The sequence below is a fragment of the Streptomyces sp. H27-C3 genome, from assembly GCF_030063415.1.
Classification (GTDB): Bacteria; Actinomycetota; Actinomycetes; order Streptomycetales; family Streptomycetaceae; genus Streptomyces.
On the sequence record NZ_JASITA010000023.1, the window covers coordinates 55,676 to 77,290 of the forward strand.

Sequence of the window (21,615 nt, forward strand, 5' to 3'; positions counted from 1 at the left end):
CCTCAGGGGTATACGGGCATCCGAGGTCAGCGGACCGTGAGTGAGCCCTTCATGTACTGGTGGATGGTGCAGATGTACGCGTACTTTCCTGCGCGGGACGGCGCGGTGAAGGTGGCTCTCTTGCCCGCGGCGATGTTGCCGGTGTCGAAGGGCTTGTCGCCGCCGGCGGTCACCGTGTGAGGGGCCGAGTCCTCGTTGACGACGGTGACCTTCGTACCTGGGGCGACCGTCAGGTTGGCGGGTTCGAACGTGAAGTCCTTGATCGTGATCTTGGCTTCCTTGTCGCCCGAGGGCGAGGGGGAGCGTGCGGATGACGATGCGGAGGCGGAGGACGGAGCGTAGGGATCAGAGCTTTTGCCGTCCGAGCATCCCGCGAGGGTCGTCAGCATGCACAGGACTGCGGCGGCAGCGGTGATGGCCGTGTGCGGTCTGCGGGGGCGCAGGGACATCGTTTCTCCGATGGGATTGTTGGCGTGCCGGTCCTGGGGCCAGGCGCGGGCATTGCACCTGGCCCTAGGGTGGGTCAGGCAGTCAGCAGGCTGGTGCTGGCGGCTTTGTCGGTGCCGATGAAGTCGTCGGGCACCGGGTACTGGCCGAGCACGTAGTGCAGGATCGCCGAGTGCATGGCTTCGACCGGGGCGATGGTCGCGGCCGTGTTGATCCCACCCTCGCTTTTGACGTTGAACGTCGCGAACACGTACGTCTGGGTGGCCTGGTCCTCGAGTTGGAGGGCGAGCTTGGCCACTCCGGGGACGTCCTTGACCTTGCCGAGTGCTGTGGTGACGTCGTCGTGGTTGGACAGCGGCGTCCCGGAGATCTTCGGTTTGTCCGCAGAGGACAGGATCGCGTTCCACGCGTCGGCGTGATCCTTGTGCTGGCTCATCGCGGTCTGCGCGAAGGCCGCGAACGCCGGTGGTACGTCGCCCAGTTTGCCGTCCTTGGCCGCCTTGAGAGCGGCCTGGTAGGCGCCGACGGCCTGGTTCTCCAGAGCGGCCGCCAGGGCGACCACCTTCAGGTCCCCGGTGTAGGTGCCCGACGGCGACTTCGACGGGGTGCCGGTGGAGGTGGCGCGTACCTCGGACTTGCCGCCGCACGCGGCCAGCGCCAACGCGGCGGCGGACGCGCCGGCACCGACCAGGAACCGGCGGCGCGCGAGGTGCACGCGCTGCTGCTGGCCGGTGTCGGGTTCTGTGGCGCGCAGGTCGTGGAGTTCCTGCGTGAGGTCGCGGGCGGAAGCGGCCATCACAGGCAGGGTCTCCTGGTGGGCCTGATCCATTTCCTTGGTCAGACGGGAGAGTTCACTCTCGCTGATCGGCAGTTCCCAGGAGCCGTGCTTGCTGGTGGTCATTTCACTGCCCCTTCACTGACCGGCGAGGCGCTCTTGGTGGGGTAGAACGCGTCGGGGAACCCGACCTTGCCCGCGGCGGCGGGGAGCTTGGCGAGATTGGTGGGGATCGCGATGAGGTCGGGCAGGTCCCCGGCCAGCAGGGCCTGCACGGCCAGCAGGGTGGCCCGGTGTTGTGCTTCCACGGGGGCGACAGAGGCGAACAGCTGCCGCAGGTTCTTGTCCTCGACCTGGCCGATGTTCTTGGTGTAGGTCTGCGCGGCCACGTCTTCCAGGGTGATGGCCAGTTCGACCACGTCCGCGGGAGTCTTGATCGACGGCAGCTGCTTCTTGACGATGGCGGCGTACTTCGGGTCCGGGTCCGTCTGGGCCTTGCCGCCCGCCTTCGTCGCGGCGGCGTTGAACGCCTTGCCGTGCGCGATGTGCTGCGCGGTCGTCTTCTCGATGAACGCCATCACTGTCTTGTTGCCGTCCTTGATGAACGGCAGCCCGGCGGCGGTCTGGTAGACGCTCACCGCCAGATTCTCCAGCGATGCGGCGGTCTGCAGCGCCATGATGTCGTTACGGGAAGCAGCCGCCGCACGGCCGCCCCCCAGCAGGGTCGCTGCCCCCGCTGCCCCCAGGACAGTGCCGCGACGCTGCCACCAGCGTCGGCCCGCGGGCTCCGCAGCCTCCTCGAAGTCGGTCAGCGAAACGTTCGTCACCCGCAACGCGTCACTGTTCAGATCCTGCGACTGCTCGGTCAGTTCTCTGAGCAGTCCGGTGTCGATGTGGTCCGTACCCATCGCATCCCATCTCCTTGGCCACGCCGGACGGCGCAGGCATCGAACCCATATTTGAGGAAAGGGCCGGAGGGCACCCTCCAGGTACCGCTCAATGGCCCGCCTGTACACCCGAACGACGTCTTCTCACACAAGCGGTTCGCCCTGATTACGGGCGGGGGCGCCGTCTTGGGGTTCTCGTTGGGCGGTGATGACGAGGTTCGACGTGTAGGTGTCGGCGTCGTCGTCCCAGCCCGCGCAGGTGATCACCGTCAGCCGGGCCTCTGTCGTGGGGGCGTAGACACGGCGTGAGGGGAAGTGGTCCTTGGCCCAGACGTTGAGATCGGTGACCGTGAAGGTGACGGTGGTCCCGTCTCGGCGTTGGAGGCTGATGCGGTCGCCGGGGCGCAGAGCGCCCGCTGCGTACAGTGCGGCGGGTCCGGTGGCAGAGTCCAGATGGCCGACCACGACTGTGTTGCCGCTCTCGCCCGGCGTGACGGAGCCCGTGTACCACCCGACATGGTCCGGGTCGGCCGGCAGGGCCACGGAGCGGTCGGCGGTCAGGCCCACCCCCTCGACCTTCGCCGTCAAGCCGATTCCGGGGATCTTGACGGAGACGGGCCGCGAGTGAGGCAGGCCCGGAGCGTACGGGGCGGAAGTGTCACGCGGGGCGGTTCTGTCCCCGCGTCCTGTCTCCGGCGGGACCGGGGGCGGCTGCGAGGTGGAGACGAGGGTGACGGACAGGATGACCAGGGCGGCGACGGTGCAGGCGGTGGCCGCCGCGGTGAGAACACCGCGGCGGCCACCGGGCCGCAAGCTCGGCAACGTGCCGGTCAGCTCTGGCGGTTGGTGCGCCGGCGCAGGTACACAGCGCCCCCGGCGGCCACCAGCAGACCTCCGGCCACAGACAGGGCCGTGGTGGTGTCATTCGCCTGCGCACCGCCCATGCCTCCGGCGACCGCACCGGCGGGGGCCATCTTCAGCGGGCCGCACAGCGCCGGGTTGGTGGCCTCTGAGGGCAGCTTCGGGTCGAGGTCGCTGGCACCCAGCACGTTGTCGTACTTGCCGTTGCCGTTGAAGTCGATGCCGTGGACGACGACGACAGCGTTCTGGGCACGCAGACTCTCCGCCGTCGCGTCATCAACGGTGAAGGTGCGCTCGTAGGTGTACGAGGCGCCCATCGGGAAACGGTCGACCGCGAGAGCCGAGTGGTCGGCACCGGTGTCACCGGTCGTGGTCAGCGAGGCGCCGATCTTGCCGTAGAACGGCAGGCCGTCGGTGGTGTTCAGACTCAGCTGACCGTTGTGCCGCGTGGCTGCGGAAGCCGGCGGACACTGCCCCTTGGCCCCGATGTGGAAGTGCTGGGCGTGCGGGGCGTCGGCGAGCAGCCCCCGCGTCTTGATCTTCACGGTCACCTCGTGCCCCTTGAGGTGCACCATCGCCGTACCCGAGCCGGTCACCTTGCTCGTCGGCACCGGCGACAGCATCGCGTGCAGCTCGTCGCCCTTGGCCGTGTCATCGGCAACAGCCGCGGGCGCAAGAAAGGCCCCGGACGCTATCGCCACCAGGGTGGCTATCGAGGCGGCAGTCGTCTTCTTCATGCACTGCTCCAGTCGGAGAGAGTCGAGACTGGCCGAAAGCAGAACGGTCACACACGGCGACCAAGGCCAGTACGTTCAGTGACAATCTCGCGGTGGGCGCAGCGCTCGGCAAATTCAGGCAGGCCATCCGAGGAGATGCCTGTGGACGGCGTCATGAGAGCGGCTACACCCGGCTCTTTCGGACATGCCACCGATTTGCGATCTGGATGGTCTCGGGAGCTGCGGCGGAGGCGGCCGGAGCGGAGGCGCCGTCAAGGTCGCGGCAGATCGCCTCGCTGCCGTTGCGTCCGGCGAGCACCTGACGAAGGTATCCGCTTTCCGGACGGCGATCCTTCGGTGTGTCCGTGAATGGTCACAGCAACGTCGTGGATCAAGGACATCCCGTTCTCGGTGTACGAGTTGGTGCATGGTGCATGAACAAGCAGTTCACAGACGTCAGCTGCTCCCCGGGCCGCGCCCAGCCCGCAGGCGGAGCAACTCGGGGCCGGTGAAGTGCCCGAGCTCCTTCACGTCGGCGGCCCGCGAACGGCCTCCTGGTCGGCCGAGTGCTGCGGAGCTGGATCGCAGGACTGCGCACCCAGCCTGCACTCCCTTTTCGGACGGCTGGGCCGGCGTCGTATCGATTCGTATGTCAGGCCGCTGCGGCGGCTTTGGGCCCTTCCACGGTCGGGGTGTTGAAGTTGAGGCCGTTGTTGAGGAGTGTGGCGGCTTTGGAGACGGATCCGGGGAGGAGGTGGCGGTAGGTGCGGAAGGTGATGTTGATGTCGTTGTGTCCCATCCAGTCTGCGACGTCGGTGATGGGGATGCCTTGTCCGAGGGCGTTGGAGGCGAAGTAGTGGCGGAAGCTGTACATGGTCATCCCTTGGGGGTGAGTTCGGGCTTCTGCTGCTGGAGGTTGGTCCACCACCTTCGGAGGGTGGCGGGGGAGAGGAAGGCGTTTCCGGTGCTGGGGCGCATGGTCTTTAGGAGGTAGCCGCCTTGGAAGGTTCCGTGGGTGGCGGCGTAGTGTTCGATGCTTTCGCGGACGAAAGCGGGCAGGGGCACCTCACGGAACTCGCCGGTTTTCCTGTGCTTGAGGGGTTCCAGGGTGACGGTGCGGTCGTGGACCTGCTGGTGCACCCGGTAAACGTCCTTGGCGACCATGTTGTTCACGTTGACGGCGAGGGCCTCGCCGTTGCGCAGGCCCATGCCGGCCATGAGGTCGACGATGAGGCGGAAGGCGTCGTCGTCGCGGGCCACGCGCAGCAGACCGACCTGTTCCTTGGTGGGGATCACGGTCGAGCCCGGGCGGTACTCCGGCGGGCTGACATCGAGCAGCGGGTCGAGACCTATTATTCCGCGCCGGTGCGCGTCCTTGAGGATGCCCTTCACCCGCAGGAAGACCTGCGCCTGGGTCGCGGCGCCGACGTTGCTGCGTTCCATGGCCGTGATGAAGCGTTCCACGACGAAGCTGTCGAAGGTGTGCATCTTCCGCGAGCCGATCTCGGGATAGGCATGGGTGCGCATCCGGGACTCGGTCGCGGCCTTCGTGCTGCCGGTGAGGCCGCGCTTGCGGGCGAACCATGCCTTCGCGTACTCCTCGAAGGTCATCTCGCCGAGCGTCTCCTGCTGTTCGGCGACGCTCCGCGGCGTGGTTTTGCGGGCTGCGTACAGCGCGATCAGGCGTTCGATGGCCGCGTCCTGGTCGGCGTAGCCGGACTCCTCGGACTGCCTGCCGCGGGTGTTGCGGAAGCGGATGGTGTAGAGGTGCGGACAGCCAGAGGGCCGGCGGCACTCGCAGGGCTTGAAGAAGCTGCCCATGCCCCGCGCAAGCTTGTTCGACATGATCGATATCGTTCCCTCTCCAGGGTGGTCGCGACCGGTAAAACCGGCGCTGACCTGGGACTCTTGCTGACCTTTTGCTGACTCGCTGACCAGCAGCAGGCGTCTGACCTGCATAAACCCTAAATCGGGGCTATAACAGCCTGATCGCATGACGAGAAACGATGGCGTAGTGGGGGACTCTCTCTGGGCTAAATCGAGGCAGGTCAGGGCGAGTTGCTAGGTTGCGGAGTTTCATCAGAAGTCGACGATCAGGGATGACGCATCGCTGGCTGGTGCTGACCTTTAGCTGACTTTACTGACGGGTGGTCATTTGCATTGGTTGGCCGTGGTGGGGTGCCGGAGTGTGTTGTAAGTCGAGGTGGTGATCCGTACGCCGAGGAATGATTTGCGGACGCTGGATTTGTTCCAGGCGAGCGACCCGCGGCAGGGAGTGGCGGTGGACTACTGAAGAGTCGCTCGCCGACGTCCGCCCGGCCGGTTCGCAGCGACGGATGGGACTCTGACATGAGCCGGTACGCGATCCCGACCACGAGCCAGTACACGATCCCGACCGTCGTCGAGCGCACCGCGCAGGGGGAGCGGGCGTACGACATCTACAGCCGGCTGCTGTCCGAGCGGGTCATCTTCCTCGGCACCGAGATCGACGACGGCGTCGCGAACGTCGTCATCGCCCAGCTGCTGCAGCTCGAATCGTCGAGCCCGGACAGCCAGATCGCGATCTACATCAACTCGCCGGGCGGCTCGGTCACTTCGCTTGGCGATCTACGACACGATGACCTTCGTCGGCTCGCCGATCGCGACGTTCTGCGTCGGGCAGGCGGCCTCGACCGCAGCGGTGCTCCTCGCCGGCGGAGACCCCGGGCGGCGGTTCGTCCTCGAACACGCCCGGGTGCTGCTGGGACAGCCGGCGGCCGGCAGGGGACGGTCTCGGACCTCAGCTTTCAGGCCAAGGAGATGGTCCGGATCCGGTCCGAGGTCGAGGAGGTTCTCTCCCGGCATACGCACCACGACGTCACGACCCTCCGCGCGGACATGGACCGGGACAAGGTCTTCACCGCTCATGAGGCCGTGGCGTACGGGCTCGCGGACGGGGTGCTCAGCCGGCGGAGGGCTGTGGGGGCGACGGCTGCTTGAGCGGGGGGCGGGTGGGGTGCGGGGTGTGTGCGGCCGTCGCTCGGCGCAGGGGAGCGACGGCCGCGCGCGGGGGCCGTCGCCCGGCCCCCGCCGGCTTCTCAGGCTGCGAGCCTCGCTTCGTACGACCACGACCTCATCCGTGAGGTCGTCAGCGAGGTCGCTCGCGAGGCCCTCCGCGCCCGGGTGCGTCGAGTGCTCAGCTCTCCGATGTACGTCACCGGGTTGTCATCATCGCTCGGGGCGACGACGCGCACGGAGCTGAGGCTGCGCGCCGAGTTGACGGCGTTGACCGAGGTGGCGGGGGTGGCCCGGGTGGGAGCGGCGCGGGTCTTGGCCGATCGCGCCTGCGCGAGGCGGGCCAGCTCGCCCTGGCTCAGGGCGAGGAGATCGCCCAGCCCGAGCCCGAGCCCGAGCCCGAGCCCGAGGGCGTGGGCGGCGGCCGCGAGGACTTCGGAGGAAGCCTCCTTGCGTCCCGCGCTCCAGCTCGGAGAGATACGGCATCGAGATCACGGCCGCGTCGGCCACATCCCGGAGCGTGCGTTCCCGGGCGAGGCGTTCGCGGCGCACGACGTCACCGACGATGTGCCGCCAAAGGGGCTCTCTGGCCGCGGGTTTCGGGGCCGGCGCAGCAGCCGCTGCAACCGGGCGCAGGGGAATGACGCGGGCTTGGTTCGGCGCGTGGCTGCTCACCCCTCAAGGCTAGGAGCGTTGCGCCCGGCGGGGAGGGAGCGGTGTTCTGCCCTTGGCGAATTCGCGGGGCGGGGTGCGGGTGTCCGGGGAGCGGCGAGGCCCTCCGGAGTCCGTTGCGCGCGCTCCGCAGAGCAACGGAGTTGCGCTGCGGCGGGGTTGGTGCGGCAGTCATCGGGAGTCGACGTCTGCGGCGGGAAGGCTGGCCGGCGGCCGTGGGCGTCGAGCCGAGGTCGGCCCGGTCCTGCGTCGGGCTGGCCGGGGCCAACACCAAGCCGGCCGACCCCAGCCCCCCAAACCCCGCCCCCTACCGCACCCCCGGGTCGTACTTCGCCAGTGAAGCCTGGACCGCCCGCGCGTGCGGCCCCTCCCACCACGGGACCGTTTCCACCAGCACCGGCTTGGTGCCGGAGGCGAGCACCAGGGCCCGGCCGGGGGGCATCGAGCCGAGGTCGGAGACCTGGAGGACCCGTTCCCGGCGGCTGGACTGGTTCACACTGCGGTTGCCCGACCAGCCGCCGAATTCCGCTTCGCGGGTCGTCTGGTAGTCCGTCAGCTCGAACTCGCCCGCCAGCTCCGAGAGATCACCGAGGAACTTGGTGTCGGAGACACCGCCGCCGTAGACCCGTACGTTCGCCGCGGACCACAGCTTCTCCATGCCGCGCTCGCCCCACACCTCGATGCCCTGGGCCCAGGACTGGAGGATGGTCATCAAGATGATGCCGCGCGAGCCGTAGTGCGAGTAGAGGTCGGGCAGGTTGCGCCAGCGGCAGACGTTGGCGGCCTCGTCCAGTACGCCGACCAGCGGCAGCGGCAGCCGGCCGCCGCGCTGGGTGGTGGCGTACTCCTCGGCGGCCTCGACCACCGCGACGGTCAGTGCGGTCACCAGCGGCCCGGCGGAGTCGCGGCCCTCGCGGGAGAGGGAGAACAGCGTGGCGGCGGCCCGTACGAAGGCGTGCGGGTCGAACTCGGGCAGCGGCTCGCCGGTAGCGGGCGTCACCCAGCGGTTGACCTCGGGGTTCACCAGGCAGGACGCCATCTGCTGCGCGACGCCGTAGATGCCGCTGCGCTGCTTGTCCGGCGCGTTGAGCACGCCGTAGACGCCGTCGGCGGGCATGACGTGTCCGGCGCCGCGCAGGATGCGCTCGGCCGTGTCGTCCTTCGGGTTGGAGAGCCAGGTGTAGATCTGGGTGATCGGCAGGCCGCCGGTGGCCGCCGCCAGCAGCAGGTTGGCCAGCAGGTCCTGGCCGGCCGGGTCGAAGAAGGCGTCGGTCGAGGCCGACGCGTCGCGGGAGCCGGACGCGAAGTGGTCGGCCATCTTGCGGGCCTTGGCGACGTCGGTGACGTACGAGAGCGGATTCCACCACCAGCTCGGCGACTCCTGGGCCACCTGCTGCGGGTCGAAGACCCACACCGGGCCGCGGGCCGCGCGCGGGCCGCGTGTCGCGTCCACGATGTCCCGCTTGTTGGACGTCACGAGCACGGCGCCCGGGGCGTCGAGGATCGCGGGGATCGCCCGGCGCGTCGTCTTGCCGGTGCGCGGGCCCCAGATGTCGATGTGCATGTCCTCGAACGAGCCGTACAGCGGCTGCTTGCCCTGTACGGAACGGCCGATGAAGACTCCGGGGGAGCCGGTCTGCGCGCCGAGCCGGCTCGCGGTGGCCGCCGCGCCGTGGTGGGTGAGCTTGCCCAGCTCGCTGCCCTTGGCCAGATGCCGGGCCGCGGCGTCGACCTTGGGCTTGTTACGGATCCGCTCGCGCACCCGGTACGCGGCGAGCCCGCAGACGCCCAGCAGCAGCGCCTCGGCGCCGGCGATCGCGTTGGCCGCGCCGCCGGGCCAGGAGTAGCCGCCCTTCACGAGCTGGATGACGAAGGAGAACGGGTCGCCGGGCGGCGCCGCCCCGTCACTGAACGAGGCGCCGGCCGCAGCGGCCAGCCACGCGGCGCTCACGCCGGCGAGCACGACCACCACGAGAATGACGATCTCGGCGGTCCAGTCGTCCTCGGCGCGTGGTTTCTTCTGCTGCTCTGCGGTCACCGCTGGGGTGTCCCTTCTGGTGTGCGGACGACCGGCTCAGACGGTCTTGGTGCGGAAGACGAAGAAGCCGTTCTCGCCGCTGACGACGGCATAGCCGTTGTCCGTGAACTCGGGGACTTCCTCGACCTTGCCGGGCAGGAGCTTCTTGGTGTCGGCGTCCAGCGCGACCGTGCCGCCTTCGTCGAGATCCGCGTAGAGGACACCATTGCCGGGCAAGGCCAGCGGCGTGATGTTCTGCTCGTCCGCCCCCTGACGCCACAGCTCCTCGCCGGTCTTCGTGTTCCAGGCGACGGCGCCTTCGCCGTATTGGATGACGGAGGTGTTGCCGTCGGGGGTGCGGACGCTGCCGTCGTCCTCACTGGTGGTGTTGAGCCGGATCGGGGGGCCCTCGGTCAGGCGGCGCCCGGTCTTGAGGTCGACCACTGTGAGGACCGCGTCGTTTTTTCCGGGTGCGGACCAGACGAGCAGGCCCTTGTCACCGCGCAAGGGCTCAGCGGAGACATCAGCGATCTTGTCCTTCTCCGTCGCTTTACTTACGGCGGCGGGCGGGGTCTGCGTCTCGGTGCTCCACGCCTGCTTGCCGCTGAGAGCATCGGTCGCTGTCAGGTAATCGCCCCAAGGTTGATAGGAGGTATCGGTGCCGATGCTGTATCCGAAACCGGAGCCGATCGTCATGTCACCGTCGTCGTAGGCAAGCGTTCGGGCTTTGCCGCCGCCGATCGGGATGAGCTTGGTGTCCGTGTCCGTATCGTCGACCACATAGCCATTGCTGACCGCCGCGTCCTCGTATGCGATGTCGTCGAAGGTGGAACTGCCCAGCTTCTCGCCGGACGGCGCGTACATGGTCAGAACCGATTTGTCGGTCGCCTTCTTCAGGCCCTTCGCCTTGGTGGCGAGGTGCGTGCGGACCAGCACGGCCGGCGAGCCGTCCCGCCACTGGCCCACTTGCACGATCTGGCCGGCCTCGCGGCTGTCGTATTCAGTGTCCTTGACCGGGATCTTGATATCGAACGTCTTGCGCACCTTGCCGGTGGCGGCGTCGTGGAGCCGGCCGACGAAATGGTCGTCGGCTTCTTGCTGGTCTATTTCCTCCTGGTCCATGCCCTCGGTGTCAGCCGGCACTGTCTCGATCAGTACGACGGCGTCGCCCACGGAGCAGATGGCGCCGTCCTGCTTGTCAGCCGGGAGGGAAGCGTCGCCCGCACACTGGCTCGATTGCTTGGAGTCGGTGCTCCATGCCTGCTGCTTCGCGAGGCCCGGTATCGGGGCGCCCCGGTAGGCCAGCCCCTTGGCCCCGGGAGCCTTGGCACCGGTTTTCGGTGCGTCTCCGCCGGCCTTGGAGCCGGCCTCCGAATCCCCGGACCCGCCGCATCCGGCGATGAGTCCCAGCGACAGGGCCACACCGATGACTGACGCCATACGAATCTGCTTCAACGTTCCCACTCCGCTTTCCTGATGGCTGTTCTCCGCTGCGATGCCTCCGTTGAGCAGGCGTCAGGCGCCCTTCTCCTTGCCGCTTTTGCCGTCACCCTCGACCGCGTTGGCGCCTTGTGGGATCGGCACCCGGTACACGGCGGTGATCTTGCCCTGAACATCCCACTTGCTGAATTCGACCGACTTGCCCGGACGCGGCGCATGGATGATCTTGTGACCCTTCGGGTCCCACACCATGCCGACGTGCTCGGAGCCGCGTTGGCTGGGGTTGAAGTAGATCAAGTCCCCTGGCTGCGCCTCGGAGAGCGAGATCTTGTACTTCTTGAGGTAGGGCTCCTGGCTGAAGGTGGCGCCAGTGATGTTGATCTTCCCGCTGCTCGCTTGGTAGTACGCCCACTGGACGAAGCTGGAGCAGTCGAAGCTCGACGGGCTCTCTCCGGCGAGCCTGGGCGCGCCCAGGACGTACGGGACGCCGATGCCGCGCTGCGCCCATCCGAGCGCTGCCCTGACTACAGGGTCGTCGGACGACGGCAGCACGCCGGAGGCGCCCGCGCCGTCCGGGGCCACCTGGGGGCCGCCGGCCCGCGCGGCGCAGTCCGCGTACTGGGCGTCCTTCGCCTTTCCGTCGGCTCCGCCCGGCACGCTTCCGTAGTCCGGGTTGGCGGATACCTTGCCGTTGAGCCAGTCGGCCGGGTCGACCATTCCGGGGCCGTTGTCCTGGCCGCTGACGAACGGGTTGTCGACGCCCGGCACCCGCACCTCCCAGTGGAGGTGCGGACCGGTCACATTGCCGGTCGCGCCGACCGTACCGATCTGTTGGCCGCGTTTCACGCTCTGTCCGGCCGAGACCAGCATCTTCGTCTGGTGGGCGTACAGCGTCACCACCCCACCGGCGTGCTTGAGGTTGGTCTCATTGCCGTACGAGCCGCCGCCCGCGGCCTTGATGACCTTGCCGTCGGCCGGGGCGAAGATGGGCGTGCCGCTGGAAGCCACCAGGTCCAGGCCGGTGTGGTAGCCGAGACTCCACATGCCGCCGTTCTTGTGGTAAGGCGTACCGATTTGGTAGCTGCCCTTCTTCATGGGCCACTGCCAGTCCTTGCCGTTCTCACCCTTCGGGTCGGCAGGAGCACGGGGCGCCTTGGGAGCGGCCAGGGGCTTGCTGAACGCGGCGCTCGTCATGGCGGGAAAGTTCCCGGCGTCCGAGTCGCCCGCGACGCCAACCGCCGATGCGGCTCGGGCGGATGTCTTCCGGGAACCCTCGTCGTCCAGAGGCGGCGTTGACCAGCTCCTCGCGGGCTGTGAGCCGATGCTGGTCGCCTGCGATATCTGCGCGTTGTTGCCAACGGGTTCGGGGATGTCCGACTGCTTGCCGAGCGTGGGGAAATCCGGATTCTTCCCGATGGTCGTGGCAAGGTGCTTGTACCAGCGCTTGATCAGCTCCTTGTCCCCGGTGAGGACGCCGCGATAGCGGGCGGCCTGGGTGAGGACCACGCGAAGGTAGATCGTGTTGGACGTGGTCGATCCCGAGTACACCCGCAGAGCCTCAGCGGCATTGGTCTCGGCCTTCTGCGCGTGCAGGTATTTGGCGGCGGCGAACGCCGCGTCGTCCACGTTGTAGAGGTCCTGCTCGCCGTCGTCGTTGCCGTCGGCGCCGTAGTCGGTCCAGGCAGGCGTGCCGAACTGCAGGATGCCCATGTAGCCGGCGCTGTTCTTGCCGCCGGGAGCGGCGGACTTGTCCTGCCCGTACTTCGTCTCCTGGTACATCTGCCCGGCTATCAGGGTCCAGTCGAGACCCTCGTAGTGGGCGGCACCGCGCATCGCGGCGAGAATCATTCTCGGGGGTATCTCGTTACGCGCTGTCGTGCTCGGCATGTAGACCTTGCCCGCGGGCATGATCGGATTCGTCGCCGCAGCGGGAGAGGTGTTGCCGGAGTTGGCGTTGTCCGCGTACTCGCCGCAGGCCGCCGCCGCGGCACCGCCGCCTATGGCTCCGAGCAGCGACGTCAGAAGGACCATGAGAATGAGGATGAGCCCGGTCACCGGCAGCACGTTGCCGCTGCTCAGCAGGGCCACCAGTATGATGATCCGCCGCTGTTGCTTCTTCTTCTCGTCGGCCTGGGCGTTCCCGGCGGCTTGACCGGCAGCCTTGGCCGCTTTGGCGACCTTCACAGCCTTAGCGGCCGCGGAAAGGACCGCGGGGGCTACCACGGAAGCCTCACTGCTCGTCCTGGCCGGAGGAACCGATGTTGCCGAGGCCGAAGATGTCGAACCCGGTCACCTGCCACGCCCCGTCGCGGTAACGGGCGCTCACCAGCCACGTGTTGCTCTCCGTCTGCGTGTCGTCATCGGTCTTCCGGGTGATGTCGACCTTCACCACAGTGGAGATGGTCCGGCCGCTGCCCCGTGTGAGGTCATCGGAGACGAGCGCGTCGCGGGTCGCCACGGCCGTCGCTCGTGACGAGCACCGCTCCTGCCGGCACTCCGCCCACGCCTTACCGCTGGGCAGAGCCGTGGTCTCCTTGATCCCGGCTTCGCGGGAGGTCAACTCGAACAAGGGCGGACCCCAGGACGCGGCGGTGCTGGTGTGGTCGTAGGTGCTGATGCCGGCCATGTAGCGGGTCATCACCTGGTGGGCCTCGCCCACTTCGGTCAGCGGCACGATCGGGGTGGGGCCGGGCTGGGCACTCGCCCCGGAACCGGCAGGGGCCTCTTCGGAGTCCTCGTCGCCGGCCGGGGAGTCATCAGCGGTGCTCGACGCGGCGGGCCGGGCGGCGCCGGGCTCCGGCGTCTCGTCGTCGTCCCCGTCGAAGACCGTGAAGACCACCAGCACAGCGATCATGAGGAAGCCGAGCACTCCCAGGGCGAGCAGCCCCGTGCGCTTCTGTCTCGCTTCCGTCTCCATGGCCCTTGGTCTCCCTAGTTGTCCGGCGTCCGGCGGTGGCGGTATCCGGGACACGGTAGGCAGAGGGTGTAGCACTGGAGGCGTGCGGCTTTCCTCGGGCGGTGAGGGCAAGGAAAGCCGAGTCCTCAAGCCGGGACATCGGCGAGGACTCGGGAGATCTCCGCGAGGGACGGGCGCCGCCGGGGCCGGCGGCGCGTCGGCCCCGGCGCGGCACTCAGGTGGCGTCGGTCAGGACACAGCCGTCGACGAGTGCCTGCTCGTTCTTGAAGTTGGCCGGCGGCGTGTAGTTGGGCGTGCAGTTCAGGGCGAGTAGCCCGAGCCCCAGCAGGTCCTCCTCGTCGCTCCCGCGTATGCCGTTGAGCTTCACCGCGAAATTCTGACCGATAAAGTAGTCGGCCCGGGAGTCGCCGTCGCCTGCTTTGATCTCGGCCTCGTGTTGGGCTTTGTAGGCGGCCTGGAACTGCGCCATGTTCTTGATCAGGATCAGTCGGTGAACGTTGTCGGCCCGGCTCTCGCCGTAGCAGGCGGCACGCTCCTTGATGGACCAGGTCTTGTCGCCCTCAGCGGTTGTCGCCGCGGTGCCGCCCGAGCTGTCGCCGTCGATATCGCTGAAGTCGATGTCCTCCGCGTTCCGGCTCATGTCCTCGCAGAGGGTGGCGGTGCCGATGAGCTGAACCAGCCGGTCCATATCGGAGACCTTGGCGAGCCTGAGCTCCGCGCCGCCCGCGCCATCGCTCTTACCACCGTCCCCATCGCCCCCGCTCGTCCCTCCGTTCTTGGCCGCGGAGGTCTCCGAGCCCTTCTTGTCCGCCGCGTTGTCACTGCCGCCGCAGCCGGCGGTGGTGACGCTGAGAGCGAGTAGGGCCGTGATGGCGAATACGTGCTTGGTGCGCATGGAAGGGCTCCTTACGGGGTGGGGGCGCAGGCGCGTCAGGGCGTATAGGGGTCCACCGGCAGCGGGTCGAAGGGGTAGGCCGTGTGGCCGTCCTTCGGTGAGCAGGCGGCGAAGGGGCCCACATCCGGGTCCATCAGGACGCGCAGGTGCGGGTCGGCGTGGTGCAGCCACCAAGTGGACATGCCCAGGGCGGAGTCGTGCCGAAGGTGTTCGAACGCGAGCCACAGAGCGGAGAGCCGGGCTCCCGCCTCCGGGTGTTCCCACCACCGGGGACACCAGGTGGCGAGGGAACCGTTGACCCTCCGACGTACGACTTGGGACACGTAGTCGGAAACGAACACGTAGACGTCGGGAAAGAGGAACTCCACATCCTCGGCTCCGGGGCGGTCGTCAGTCGTCACGGGCGGCGGGCCTTCTGTCTGGATCGGGGCGGAGTGGGATCGCGGTGTTCCGGACCGGCCGTCAGGCGATGAAGACACCGAGGAGCAGCAGGACGACCACGATGGCACCCATCGCGATCCGGACGGTGGGGTTGTCGCGCTCCCACAGCTCGTGCACGACAGCCCAGCCGCTCAGCCGGGAGGCGGCGCTGCTCTTCTTGCCTCCGGGGGCGTCCGCACGCTCCTGTTCGTCACCGTCTGCCTCGTCGTGCGTTCCCGCTTGCCCCGGTGCTTCGGTATCGGAGAATCCGACGGGAAGGCCCTGCTGCTCCTGGGCGACGAGCACGAGCTGCTCCAGGAGTTCGGGCATGGTGTGCGGTGTCAGCGGGAACGTCAGCGTGCCCAGTGACGACTGCATGCACAGCCTCGCCTGCCAAGGATTGCCGGGCTCGTATCCGTCGACCCAGGCGTGCTGAGCCTGTGTGACCTGAGCCTGGGGTGCTACCGGCGGAGGGACGGCCCATTGCTGTTGCGGTACGGGCTGTTGCGGTGCGGCCTGCTGGGCGTTACCCCATGCTCGGGGCGCGGCCGGCTCGGGGGGCACGTACTGGTCGCTCAACTCTCGTCCTTCGGCGCGGTCGGCTGTGTCTGCGGAGTGCGGGGTGCGACGGAAGGGCGCGTGCCCCCGCACATCATGACCGATCGCTGTGTCAGCCGGACGGCCTGAAAGCCGCGAATTGTCCGGTGCCGCCCCGCGCTTTCCTCACCGCTTTCCTCAAAGTCGGCGTCAGCGCTTTCCTGTCCTCGCACGGCGAGGAAGACCGGGGTCTCGCTGCGACAGGTGTTTGTCAGACTGCCGACGCACCCGGTTGGACCGGGGCCCGCCGCATGGCGGCCGGCGATCGAACACGTTGGAGACAGCGCCCCGATGACAGACCACAACAGCCCTGCTGGCGCGGTCGGCGGAGGCCAGCTTCCTGAGCCCCCAGCATCCTTCGGTCCCCCGCCGGAGCAGCCGCAGGCCGGTGCCCAGGATCCTGGGCACCAACAGGCGTGGACGTCGTCGCAAGGCCGGCAGCAAGGACAGCAGCCGGTACAAGGCCGGCAGCCGGTTCCGGGACAGGCTCAGCCCCAGTACCCCGGCCCGCCGCCTTCCGACGCGGCGCGAGCTCAGGTCGCCGCCGCGTGGGTGCGCAGCGCTCCGCAGGCCGGTGCGCCGGTGGGCCAGGCCGGGGTGCCGACCCTCCCGCCGCGTCGCTCGCAGAAGTCTGGCAGCGGGAAGAAGGAGCAGCGGGAGCGGGCCAAGGCCGCGCGGAAGGCTGAGTACGAGCGCAAGAAGGCGGCTCGTGAGCAGAAGAAGTCCGGGAGCGCGGGCGGTGGGCGGCCCGCCGCAGCCGGTGCGGCAGCCGGCGGGGAGTTGTCCAGCGGCCGCGCCCCCCAGGCGCGGCCGCAGGCGTCGCCGGGGTCCGGCACGGCCGGGCAGCAGCCGCGTCCGGTGAGCGCCGCGGGCAAGGGCGTGCCGTTCGACGTTCCCAAGGCGGGTGGACGCATCCCTGCGAGCGGTCGGCGTACGCATATCGGTTTGCGCGCGACCGTCCTGGTGAGCACGTGCCTGTTGGCGCTCGGTTCCTGCGGTGTCATGGGCATGGTCGTGGGTAAGTCCGGGAAGCAGGTGGCCGAATTGTCCACCAAGGATGTGCGGCGCTATCGGCTGACTGATTTCCCGACCGCCGAGGCCGGAACGTTCGCGGAGCGGTATGCCGTCCAGTGCCTGACCTATTCCCCGGAGACGGTCGACGAACGGCGTGACGCCCTCGCCGAGTTCGCTTCCTCCGGTGTTGACCCCGACTGCGGCTGGAGTGGCACGGGCAAGCAGAAGGTAGTCTCGGTCACGTGGGACGGAACCGTGGAACCGCTTCGTGAGTTCGGCGCTCACGGCCGCTATATGGGTGTTCAGGCACGCCTGGACAGTGGCGTGGTCACAGTATTGAGCATTCCGGTGTACGTGAAGGATCTTGAAACCGGTCAAGGTCTGCGTATCGTCGGAAACGTCGGAGAAATGCCGCTGCCCACCGAGGGGAAGGCCCCTGTTCTGGGGGACGAGGCGGAAATCGACGATGAGCTGTCGACGCAGTTGCAGGAAAAGGTATTTCCGGGATTCTTCGAGGCATGGGGTGAGTCGGACGCCACGGCCATGACCCGGTTCACCACGCCTGACGCGTCGACCTCCGCGACGAGTGGCTTGGCCGGTGCGCTGGAGAAGCCGCAGATCACCACGGTGGAGGCGGTTGCCCCCGTCGGTGCGAAGGACGGCAACACCTACACCTACCGCACCGATCAGCCGGTGCAGGCCCGGGTGGAGGTCGCGTGGACCGACGCGCATGGCGCGAAGCTGAGCCGCTCGTATCGAGTGACCGTGGTGAACACCGAACAGGGCTGGTTCATCAAGGACATTCGCGGTGGGGTCCTGGACCCGGAAGGTGGGAGTGCCGACGCGGATATCCCGGCGCCCGGCGGAGCGGATCAAGGCACGCTCGAACCGACCGAGGATCCCACGGAGACCTCGGACCCGGCGGGATCGTCAACTCCCCCCGGATCCAAGAACGATGCCCCAAGGAAAAAAGACGGTCCCAGGAACAAGGGCGACAAGAAGTCCTGAGTTCAGGTGCGATCGGCTCTCTGTCGGTTGTGCGTGCACGGCCCCTCAATTCATCTCGAAAGGAACAGCATGCTTCTCGCCGCGCAGACTTTGGAGGGAATGTTCGGCAATGTCGAGAACATCCTTCGCGGTGCGGGAACGATGGTCGCGATCATCGCTCTGCTCATTCTCGGTATCCGGATGCTGATGTCGATGAAGCGCGGCGACGGTATGCGCGAGGCATTCCAGGGCTTCGGCATGATCGCGCTCGCCGCTCTGATCATCGGTGGCGCCGCCGGTCTCGCCTCGATGCTGATCGGACTCGGTGAGCAGATCGGCGGCGGCAAGGGGTGAGCCGAGGGTGGGCCCGGCCCGGGCCCACCCGGCCACACATACATTCCGTACGGTCCGCTGACGAGGGGGGAACAGCCGATGTCGGGGCACGATCCTGAGGCGATGGTCGCCTATGACCACACCGATCTGCTGAACCGGCCGAAGCGGATCTGGAACTGGGGGAACATCCCGCTGCCCGGACTGCTGCTGCCGGCTCTCGGCGCGGCCTTCGGCTTCGGCCTGATCTGGATGATCGCGCTGCTGTCGTTGTCGGCTGTCGTGCCGTTCCTCGGGTTCTCGATGCTGACCTCGATCCTCTACCTCGGGCCGCCTTTCGGCGTCTACTTCATCTGGGGTCGTCCGCTGCCGTCCGCGCTCACGCTCAGCCAGCAGGTCGTGGTGTGGGTCGACTTCTGGTTCCAGCCCAAGCGGCTGCAGGGACTGACGGCCGACCGGGAGCCGGAAGAGATCCACTGGCAGGTCATTCTCTGGACACCCGGTTCGCCCCGCTGGCACGCGCGGTACGACGCGGCGCACGCGGTCGCCGCCGCACGCGGCTCCTCATTCTCCGCAGGCACCACCGGCCCCACGTCGGAAGCCCTGCCCGACACATCCATGGGATGACGCCTCGATGTTCTTGCTGATTCTTCTGCTGGCGGCGGCGGCGTTCTTCGTCGTTGTGCTGATCATGGCCGCGACGTCCAAGAACAACGGGCAGGGGCAGGCCAAGGGACGGCCCGCGCGCAAGCCGTCGTCCGGCTCCGCCACTGTGGCCAAGCGCGAGGAACTCCGGCTGCCGTACCGCTACGCCGACGACATGATCTTCGTGCACGGCGATTCGGTGTGGACCGGTCTGGTGCTGCCGACCGCCATCGACGAGTACCTCAACCCCGCGGAACTGCAGGCGATGGCGGAGAACCCGGCGCGCGGCCTGCTGAACATCGCGCGCGGCGACCGCAACGTGGAGTGCCACTACCGCAAGGTCTATCAGCCCATCACGGCGTTGACCTGGGCCGAGGATCTCAACGCGGTGGCTTGGGACCCGACCGAGAACTACAAGGCATACAACTTCCGCAAGGCGGAGTACCAGGAGCGCATCGGCGCGATGCGCGAGCGCAACATCCTCCTGGTGAAGCTGGGCACCCTCAAGCGGGGCGGGAACGGCGTGGTCGCGGAGGAGGACGAGCCGCACGAGGACGCCTCCATCCTGCGCGGGGTACGCGGCGTCGCCGACAAGGCCGCCTCCTCGGCGACCGGTGTCACCGAGGAATACCTCAACCCGACCGTCCTCGCCGAGTGGACGCAGGTCGCGGCGGAGGTGCACGAGAGCCTGGAGGGCATGCGCGGCTCCCCGCTCTCGCGCGAGGAACTCGTGTGGATGATCCGCAAACCCCTGCACGGCGACCTGCCGGTGGCCCCCGAGCCCGTGCTGGGCAGCCGCTCCTGGGGCCCGGACCAGTTCGACCTGGTGGTGGACTTCTCCGGGGAGAACCGCAAAACGCACATCGTGCTGCACCAGTACGACGAGGAGTCCGGGGAGCGGCAGACCAGCTACACGACCACCCTGGTCGCGGCGAGCTGGCCGGCCGAGACGCGCTTCCGGCAGAGCACGGCGTGGGCTCGTTACGCGGCCCAGCATGTCGATTTCCCGGTCGAGATCGACATGCGGTTCACCCTCATCCCGCACTTGAAGTTCAAAGACCGGGCGGACAAGATCCGGGGAAACCTCCTCGACGAGATGAACGACATGGCCAATTCGGGCCGGAGCCCGGATACCAAGCTCGCCAGCCAGGTCACCCGGTCCCAGCACCTGTGCGACGACATCGACGAGCACAAGATGCCGGGCATGGAAGCGCAGATCCGCTTCACGATCTCCGCGCCCGACCTGAAGGAACTGGAGCGGCGCCGCCGCGTCCTGGAGATGCAGTTCAAGCAGGACCTGAAGGTGACGCTGTTGCGGCCGACCCGTCAGCAGTGGAGGCTGTTGCAGTCCCAGCTCCCCGGTGACGCTCCCAAGCTGCCCATCGCTCCCTACCTGCGGTTGCAGGAGGTCGAGCAGTTGGGCGCCGGGTTGCCGACAGCCGGTCCCGAGATCGGTGACAACCCCGAACAGCGCTCAGGCAAGCGCCTGGGCTGGGTGGGAAACCTGGTGGGCTGGGCGGGCAAGATGCCGGTCCACTACTCGCTGCACGTCGGCCCGGCCCGCAACGACGGCGGCGGCATGGCGATCGTGGGCGCCTCCGGTGGTGGCAAATCCTCGCTCGCGCTGCAGAAGTTCTACGAGGAGTCGGAGTCCGGAGTCCGCTGCCTGGTCATCGACCCGAAGACCGACTTCGCCCAGTTGTGCTACTACCTCGCCTTCGGCGCCCAGGTGAACGATCCGGGCTTCAGCGGCGATGCCGAAGCGGGACTCGTCGGCACGACGCAGAGCCGATTCCAGCCGGTGAACCGGGAGTTCTGGGACGAAACCGAGGTTGTCGACCTCCTCAAGGGACGGGCCGGTGTGCTCGACCCCTGGGTCGTCGCCCGCGATGTCGCCTCCGGGCGCCTGCTCGCCGAGAGCATGCTGCGCGGGTTCCTGGGCGACGAGGACTACCAGCGGGTACGGCTTCCCGTCATCGAGGGGATGGCGACCGTCGTGGGCTGGTACAACTCCTCCATTCGACAAGCGGTCGAGCAGGGCTACAGCGCCCGTGACGCGGAACTGCACGTACCGCGACCGACACTGTGGGCGGTCGTCGACGAGGTCGTACGCGCCTACGACAGTGCGGTTGCGTCCGGCGACCGGGAGGCCATCAAGGAACTCAAGCTGGCGCAGATGCTGCTCACCGAGTTGCGAACCCTTCCGTATGCCCGGCTGGCCTTCGCCGAGAAGCCGATGACGCTCTCCAGCATGCGCAAGCGCCGCACGGTCATCACTCTGCGCGGCTACCAGTCGCCGGCCGCTTCCGACCCGCGCAACTGGAACCCGGGTGAACGGCTCGCGGCCACGGCGCTGATGGCCGTCGTCGAGCTGGGCAGCCAGATGCTGGACGTCGGTTACGAGAAGAACCCGGTCACCGGGGAGGTCGGGCTCCGGCCGAAGGCGCTCTTCGTCGACGAGGCGTACGTCGTCACCGCGACCGAGAGCGGCCGAGACCTCATCCGCAGGGCGCTGAAGCAGGGGCGTTCCTACTTGGCGGTGATCGTCCTCATCACGCAGCAGGCCATCGACCTGGTGCAGATCGAGGACTCCGAGGCGCGCAGCGGTGGCGCCAACCAGATCCACACGGTCTTCGCCTTCAAGCAGAAGTCCGGGCAGGAAGCGGCACTCGTGGCACCGCTGCTGGGCCGATCGGAGGACGACGCGAAGGTCATCAACGCACTGCAGGAGCTGCGCACCGGAGTCTGCCTTCAACGGGATGTGGACAAGCGGGTCGGCACCGTCGCGGTGGACCTGGTCTTCCAAGAGATCCTCGCGGCGACGGACACCAACGGCACGACCCGGCCCGCCCGGCAGGGCGTCAACCCGCCTTCGAGCGTGTGGGAATGGACGTTCATGCAGGAGGCCGCGGCCTCGGACGCGGCGGCCGAGGTCGCCGCGGCTGCTGCTGCCTCGCTCGAAGCGGAGTCAGTCCGGTCTGGCGCGGTGCTGTGACGCGCG

18 protein-coding genes and 2 pseudogenes are annotated in these 21,615 nt (G+C 68.1%); 5 read left to right on the forward strand and 15 right to left on the reverse strand.

The window, feature by feature from the left end; genetic code table 11:
• Positions 1-26: 26 nt before the first annotated feature.
• The 7 genes from QMK30_RS22695 to QMK30_RS22725 form a co-directional block, all read right to left on the reverse strand.
• Positions 27-449 (reverse strand): cupredoxin domain-containing protein, encoded by a 423-nt coding sequence (locus QMK30_RS22695; protein ID WP_283520130.1) that lies wholly within the window; start codon positions 447-449, stop codon positions 27-29.
• Between the two features lie 74 nt (positions 450-523).
• A complete protein-coding gene (locus QMK30_RS22700; protein WP_283520131.1) occupies positions 524-1,348 on the reverse strand; it encodes a ferritin-like domain-containing protein in 825 nt (274 codons plus the stop codon).
• Positions 1,345-2,130 (reverse strand): ferritin-like domain-containing protein, encoded by a 786-nt coding sequence (locus QMK30_RS22705; RefSeq protein ID WP_283520132.1) that lies wholly within the window; start codon positions 2,128-2,130, stop codon positions 1,345-1,347. Before QMK30_RS22705 ends, QMK30_RS22700 begins: the two co-directional genes overlap by 4 nt.
• A gap of 123 nt (positions 2,131-2,253) precedes the next feature.
• Positions 2,254-2,922 (reverse strand): sortase domain-containing protein, encoded by a 669-nt coding sequence (locus QMK30_RS22710; RefSeq protein ID WP_283520133.1) that lies wholly within the window; start codon positions 2,920-2,922, stop codon positions 2,254-2,256.
• 17 nt (positions 2,923-2,939) lie between these two features.
• A complete protein-coding gene (locus QMK30_RS22715) occupies positions 2,940-3,707 on the reverse strand; it encodes an LPXTG cell wall anchor domain-containing protein (RefSeq protein WP_283520134.1) in 768 nt (255 codons plus the stop codon).
• Between the two features lie 631 nt (positions 3,708-4,338).
• Positions 4,339-4,566, reverse strand: coding sequence for a tyrosine-type recombinase/integrase (locus tag QMK30_RS22720; protein ID WP_283520135.1), 228 nt, complete (start codon positions 4,564-4,566; stop codon positions 4,339-4,341).
• Positions 4,563-5,531, reverse strand: a complete 969-nt coding sequence (locus tag QMK30_RS22725; protein WP_283520136.1) for a tyrosine-type recombinase/integrase — start codon at positions 5,529-5,531, stop codon at positions 4,563-4,565. Before QMK30_RS22725 ends, QMK30_RS22720 begins: the two co-directional genes overlap by 4 nt.
• Before the next feature lie 504 nt (positions 5,532-6,035).
• On the opposite strand from QMK30_RS22725, the pseudogene QMK30_RS22730 reads away from it, so the two are divergent.
• Positions 6,036-6,665 (forward strand): annotated as a pseudogene (locus QMK30_RS22730) (ClpP family protease).
• Positions 6,666-6,982: 317 nt separating this feature from the next.
• On the opposite strand, the pseudogene QMK30_RS22735 reads toward QMK30_RS22730, so the two are convergent.
• The 8 genes and pseudogenes from QMK30_RS22735 to QMK30_RS22770 all read right to left on the reverse strand — a co-directional run.
• Positions 6,983-7,355: pseudogene (locus tag QMK30_RS22735) on the reverse strand (helix-turn-helix domain-containing protein); the annotation flags it as partial.
• 304 nt (positions 7,356-7,659) lie between these two features.
• The gene (locus tag QMK30_RS22740) at positions 7,660-9,390 is read right to left on the reverse strand and encodes a type IV secretory system conjugative DNA transfer family protein (protein WP_283520137.1); all 1,731 of its coding nucleotides are present in this window, start codon (positions 9,388-9,390) and stop codon (positions 7,660-7,662) included.
• Between the two features lie 36 nt (positions 9,391-9,426).
• Positions 9,427-10,809, reverse strand: coding sequence for an outer membrane protein assembly factor BamB family protein (locus QMK30_RS22745; protein WP_283520138.1), 1,383 nt, complete (start codon positions 10,807-10,809; stop codon positions 9,427-9,429).
• A gap of 75 nt (positions 10,810-10,884) precedes the next feature.
• A complete protein-coding gene (locus QMK30_RS22750) occupies positions 10,885-12,993 on the reverse strand; it encodes a peptidoglycan DD-metalloendopeptidase family protein (protein ID WP_283520139.1) in 2,109 nt (702 codons plus the stop codon).
• A 46-nt stretch (positions 12,994-13,039) separates the two neighbouring features.
• Positions 13,040-13,726: a hypothetical protein gene (locus QMK30_RS22755; RefSeq protein ID WP_283520140.1), complete on the reverse strand. Its 687-nt coding sequence runs from the start codon at positions 13,724-13,726 to the stop codon at positions 13,040-13,042.
• A 214-nt stretch (positions 13,727-13,940) separates the two neighbouring features.
• On the reverse strand, positions 13,941-14,621 hold the full coding sequence (locus QMK30_RS22760; RefSeq protein WP_283520141.1) for a hypothetical protein: 681 nt from the start codon (positions 14,619-14,621) through the stop codon (positions 13,941-13,943).
• A 35-nt stretch (positions 14,622-14,656) separates the two neighbouring features.
• A complete protein-coding gene (locus tag QMK30_RS22765; protein WP_283520142.1) occupies positions 14,657-15,022 on the reverse strand; it encodes a DUF4913 domain-containing protein in 366 nt (121 codons plus the stop codon).
• A gap of 61 nt (positions 15,023-15,083) precedes the next feature.
• Positions 15,084-15,620, reverse strand: a complete 537-nt coding sequence (locus QMK30_RS22770; RefSeq protein ID WP_283520143.1) for a hypothetical protein — start codon at positions 15,618-15,620, stop codon at positions 15,084-15,086.
• Positions 15,621-16,220: 600 nt separating this feature from the next.
• On the opposite strand from QMK30_RS22770, the gene QMK30_RS22775 reads away from it, so the two are divergent.
• The 4 genes from QMK30_RS22775 to QMK30_RS22790 all read left to right on the forward strand — a co-directional run bounded on the left by QMK30_RS22775 (position 16,221) and on the right by QMK30_RS22790 (position 21,609).
• Positions 16,221-17,660, forward strand: coding sequence for a conjugal transfer protein (locus QMK30_RS22775; protein WP_283520144.1), 1,440 nt, complete (start codon positions 16,221-16,223; stop codon positions 17,658-17,660).
• Positions 17,661-17,729: 69 nt separating this feature from the next.
• Entirely contained in the window at positions 17,730-17,993 is a 264-nt protein-coding gene (locus QMK30_RS22780; RefSeq protein WP_283520145.1) for a TrbC/VirB2 family protein, read from the forward strand.
• Positions 17,994-18,095: 102 nt separating this feature from the next.
• The gene (locus QMK30_RS22785; RefSeq protein ID WP_283520146.1) at positions 18,096-18,596 is read left to right on the forward strand and encodes a hypothetical protein; all 501 of its coding nucleotides are present in this window, start codon (positions 18,096-18,098) and stop codon (positions 18,594-18,596) included.
• 7 nt (positions 18,597-18,603) lie between these two features.
• Positions 18,604-21,609, forward strand: coding sequence for an ATP-binding protein (locus QMK30_RS22790; RefSeq protein WP_283520147.1), 3,006 nt, complete (start codon positions 18,604-18,606; stop codon positions 21,607-21,609).
• The last annotated feature ends 6 nt before the right edge of the window (positions 21,610-21,615 follow it).

Excerpts from the sequence above, each read along its gene's own strand:
- QMK30_RS22695 (WP_283520130.1), bottom strand. The coding sequence starts at position 449 with ATGTCCCTGCGCCCCCGCAGACCGCACACGGCCATCACCGCTGCCGCC.
- QMK30_RS22700 (WP_283520131.1), bottom strand. The coding sequence starts at position 1,348 with ATGACCACCAGCAAGCACGGCTCCTGGGAACTGCCGATCAGCGAGAGT.
- QMK30_RS22705 (WP_283520132.1), bottom strand. The coding sequence starts at position 2,130 with ATGGGTACGGACCACATCGACACCGGACTGCTCAGAGAACTGACCGAG.
- QMK30_RS22715 (WP_283520134.1), bottom strand. The coding sequence starts at position 3,707 with ATGAAGAAGACGACTGCCGCCTCGATAGCCACCCTGGTGGCGATAGCG.
- QMK30_RS22720 (WP_283520135.1), bottom strand. The coding sequence starts at position 4,566 with ATGACCATGTACAGCTTCCGCCACTACTTCGCCTCCAACGCCCTCGGA.
- QMK30_RS22725 (WP_283520136.1), bottom strand. The coding sequence starts at position 5,531 with ATGTCGAACAAGCTTGCGCGGGGCATGGGCAGCTTCTTCAAGCCCTGC.
- QMK30_RS22745 (WP_283520138.1), bottom strand. The coding sequence starts at position 10,809 with ATGGCGTCAGTCATCGGTGTGGCCCTGTCGCTGGGACTCATCGCCGGA.
- QMK30_RS22755 (WP_283520140.1), bottom strand. The coding sequence starts at position 13,726 with ATGGAGACGGAAGCGAGACAGAAGCGCACGGGGCTGCTCGCCCTGGGA.
- QMK30_RS22760 (WP_283520141.1), bottom strand. The coding sequence starts at position 14,621 with ATGCGCACCAAGCACGTATTCGCCATCACGGCCCTACTCGCTCTCAGC.
- QMK30_RS22780 (WP_283520145.1), top strand. The coding sequence starts at position 17,730 with ATGCTTCTCGCCGCGCAGACTTTGGAGGGAATGTTCGGCAATGTCGAG.
- QMK30_RS22785 (WP_283520146.1), top strand. The coding sequence starts at position 18,096 with ATGGTCGCCTATGACCACACCGATCTGCTGAACCGGCCGAAGCGGATC.
- QMK30_RS22790 (WP_283520147.1), top strand. The coding sequence starts at position 18,604 with ATGTTCTTGCTGATTCTTCTGCTGGCGGCGGCGGCGTTCTTCGTCGTT.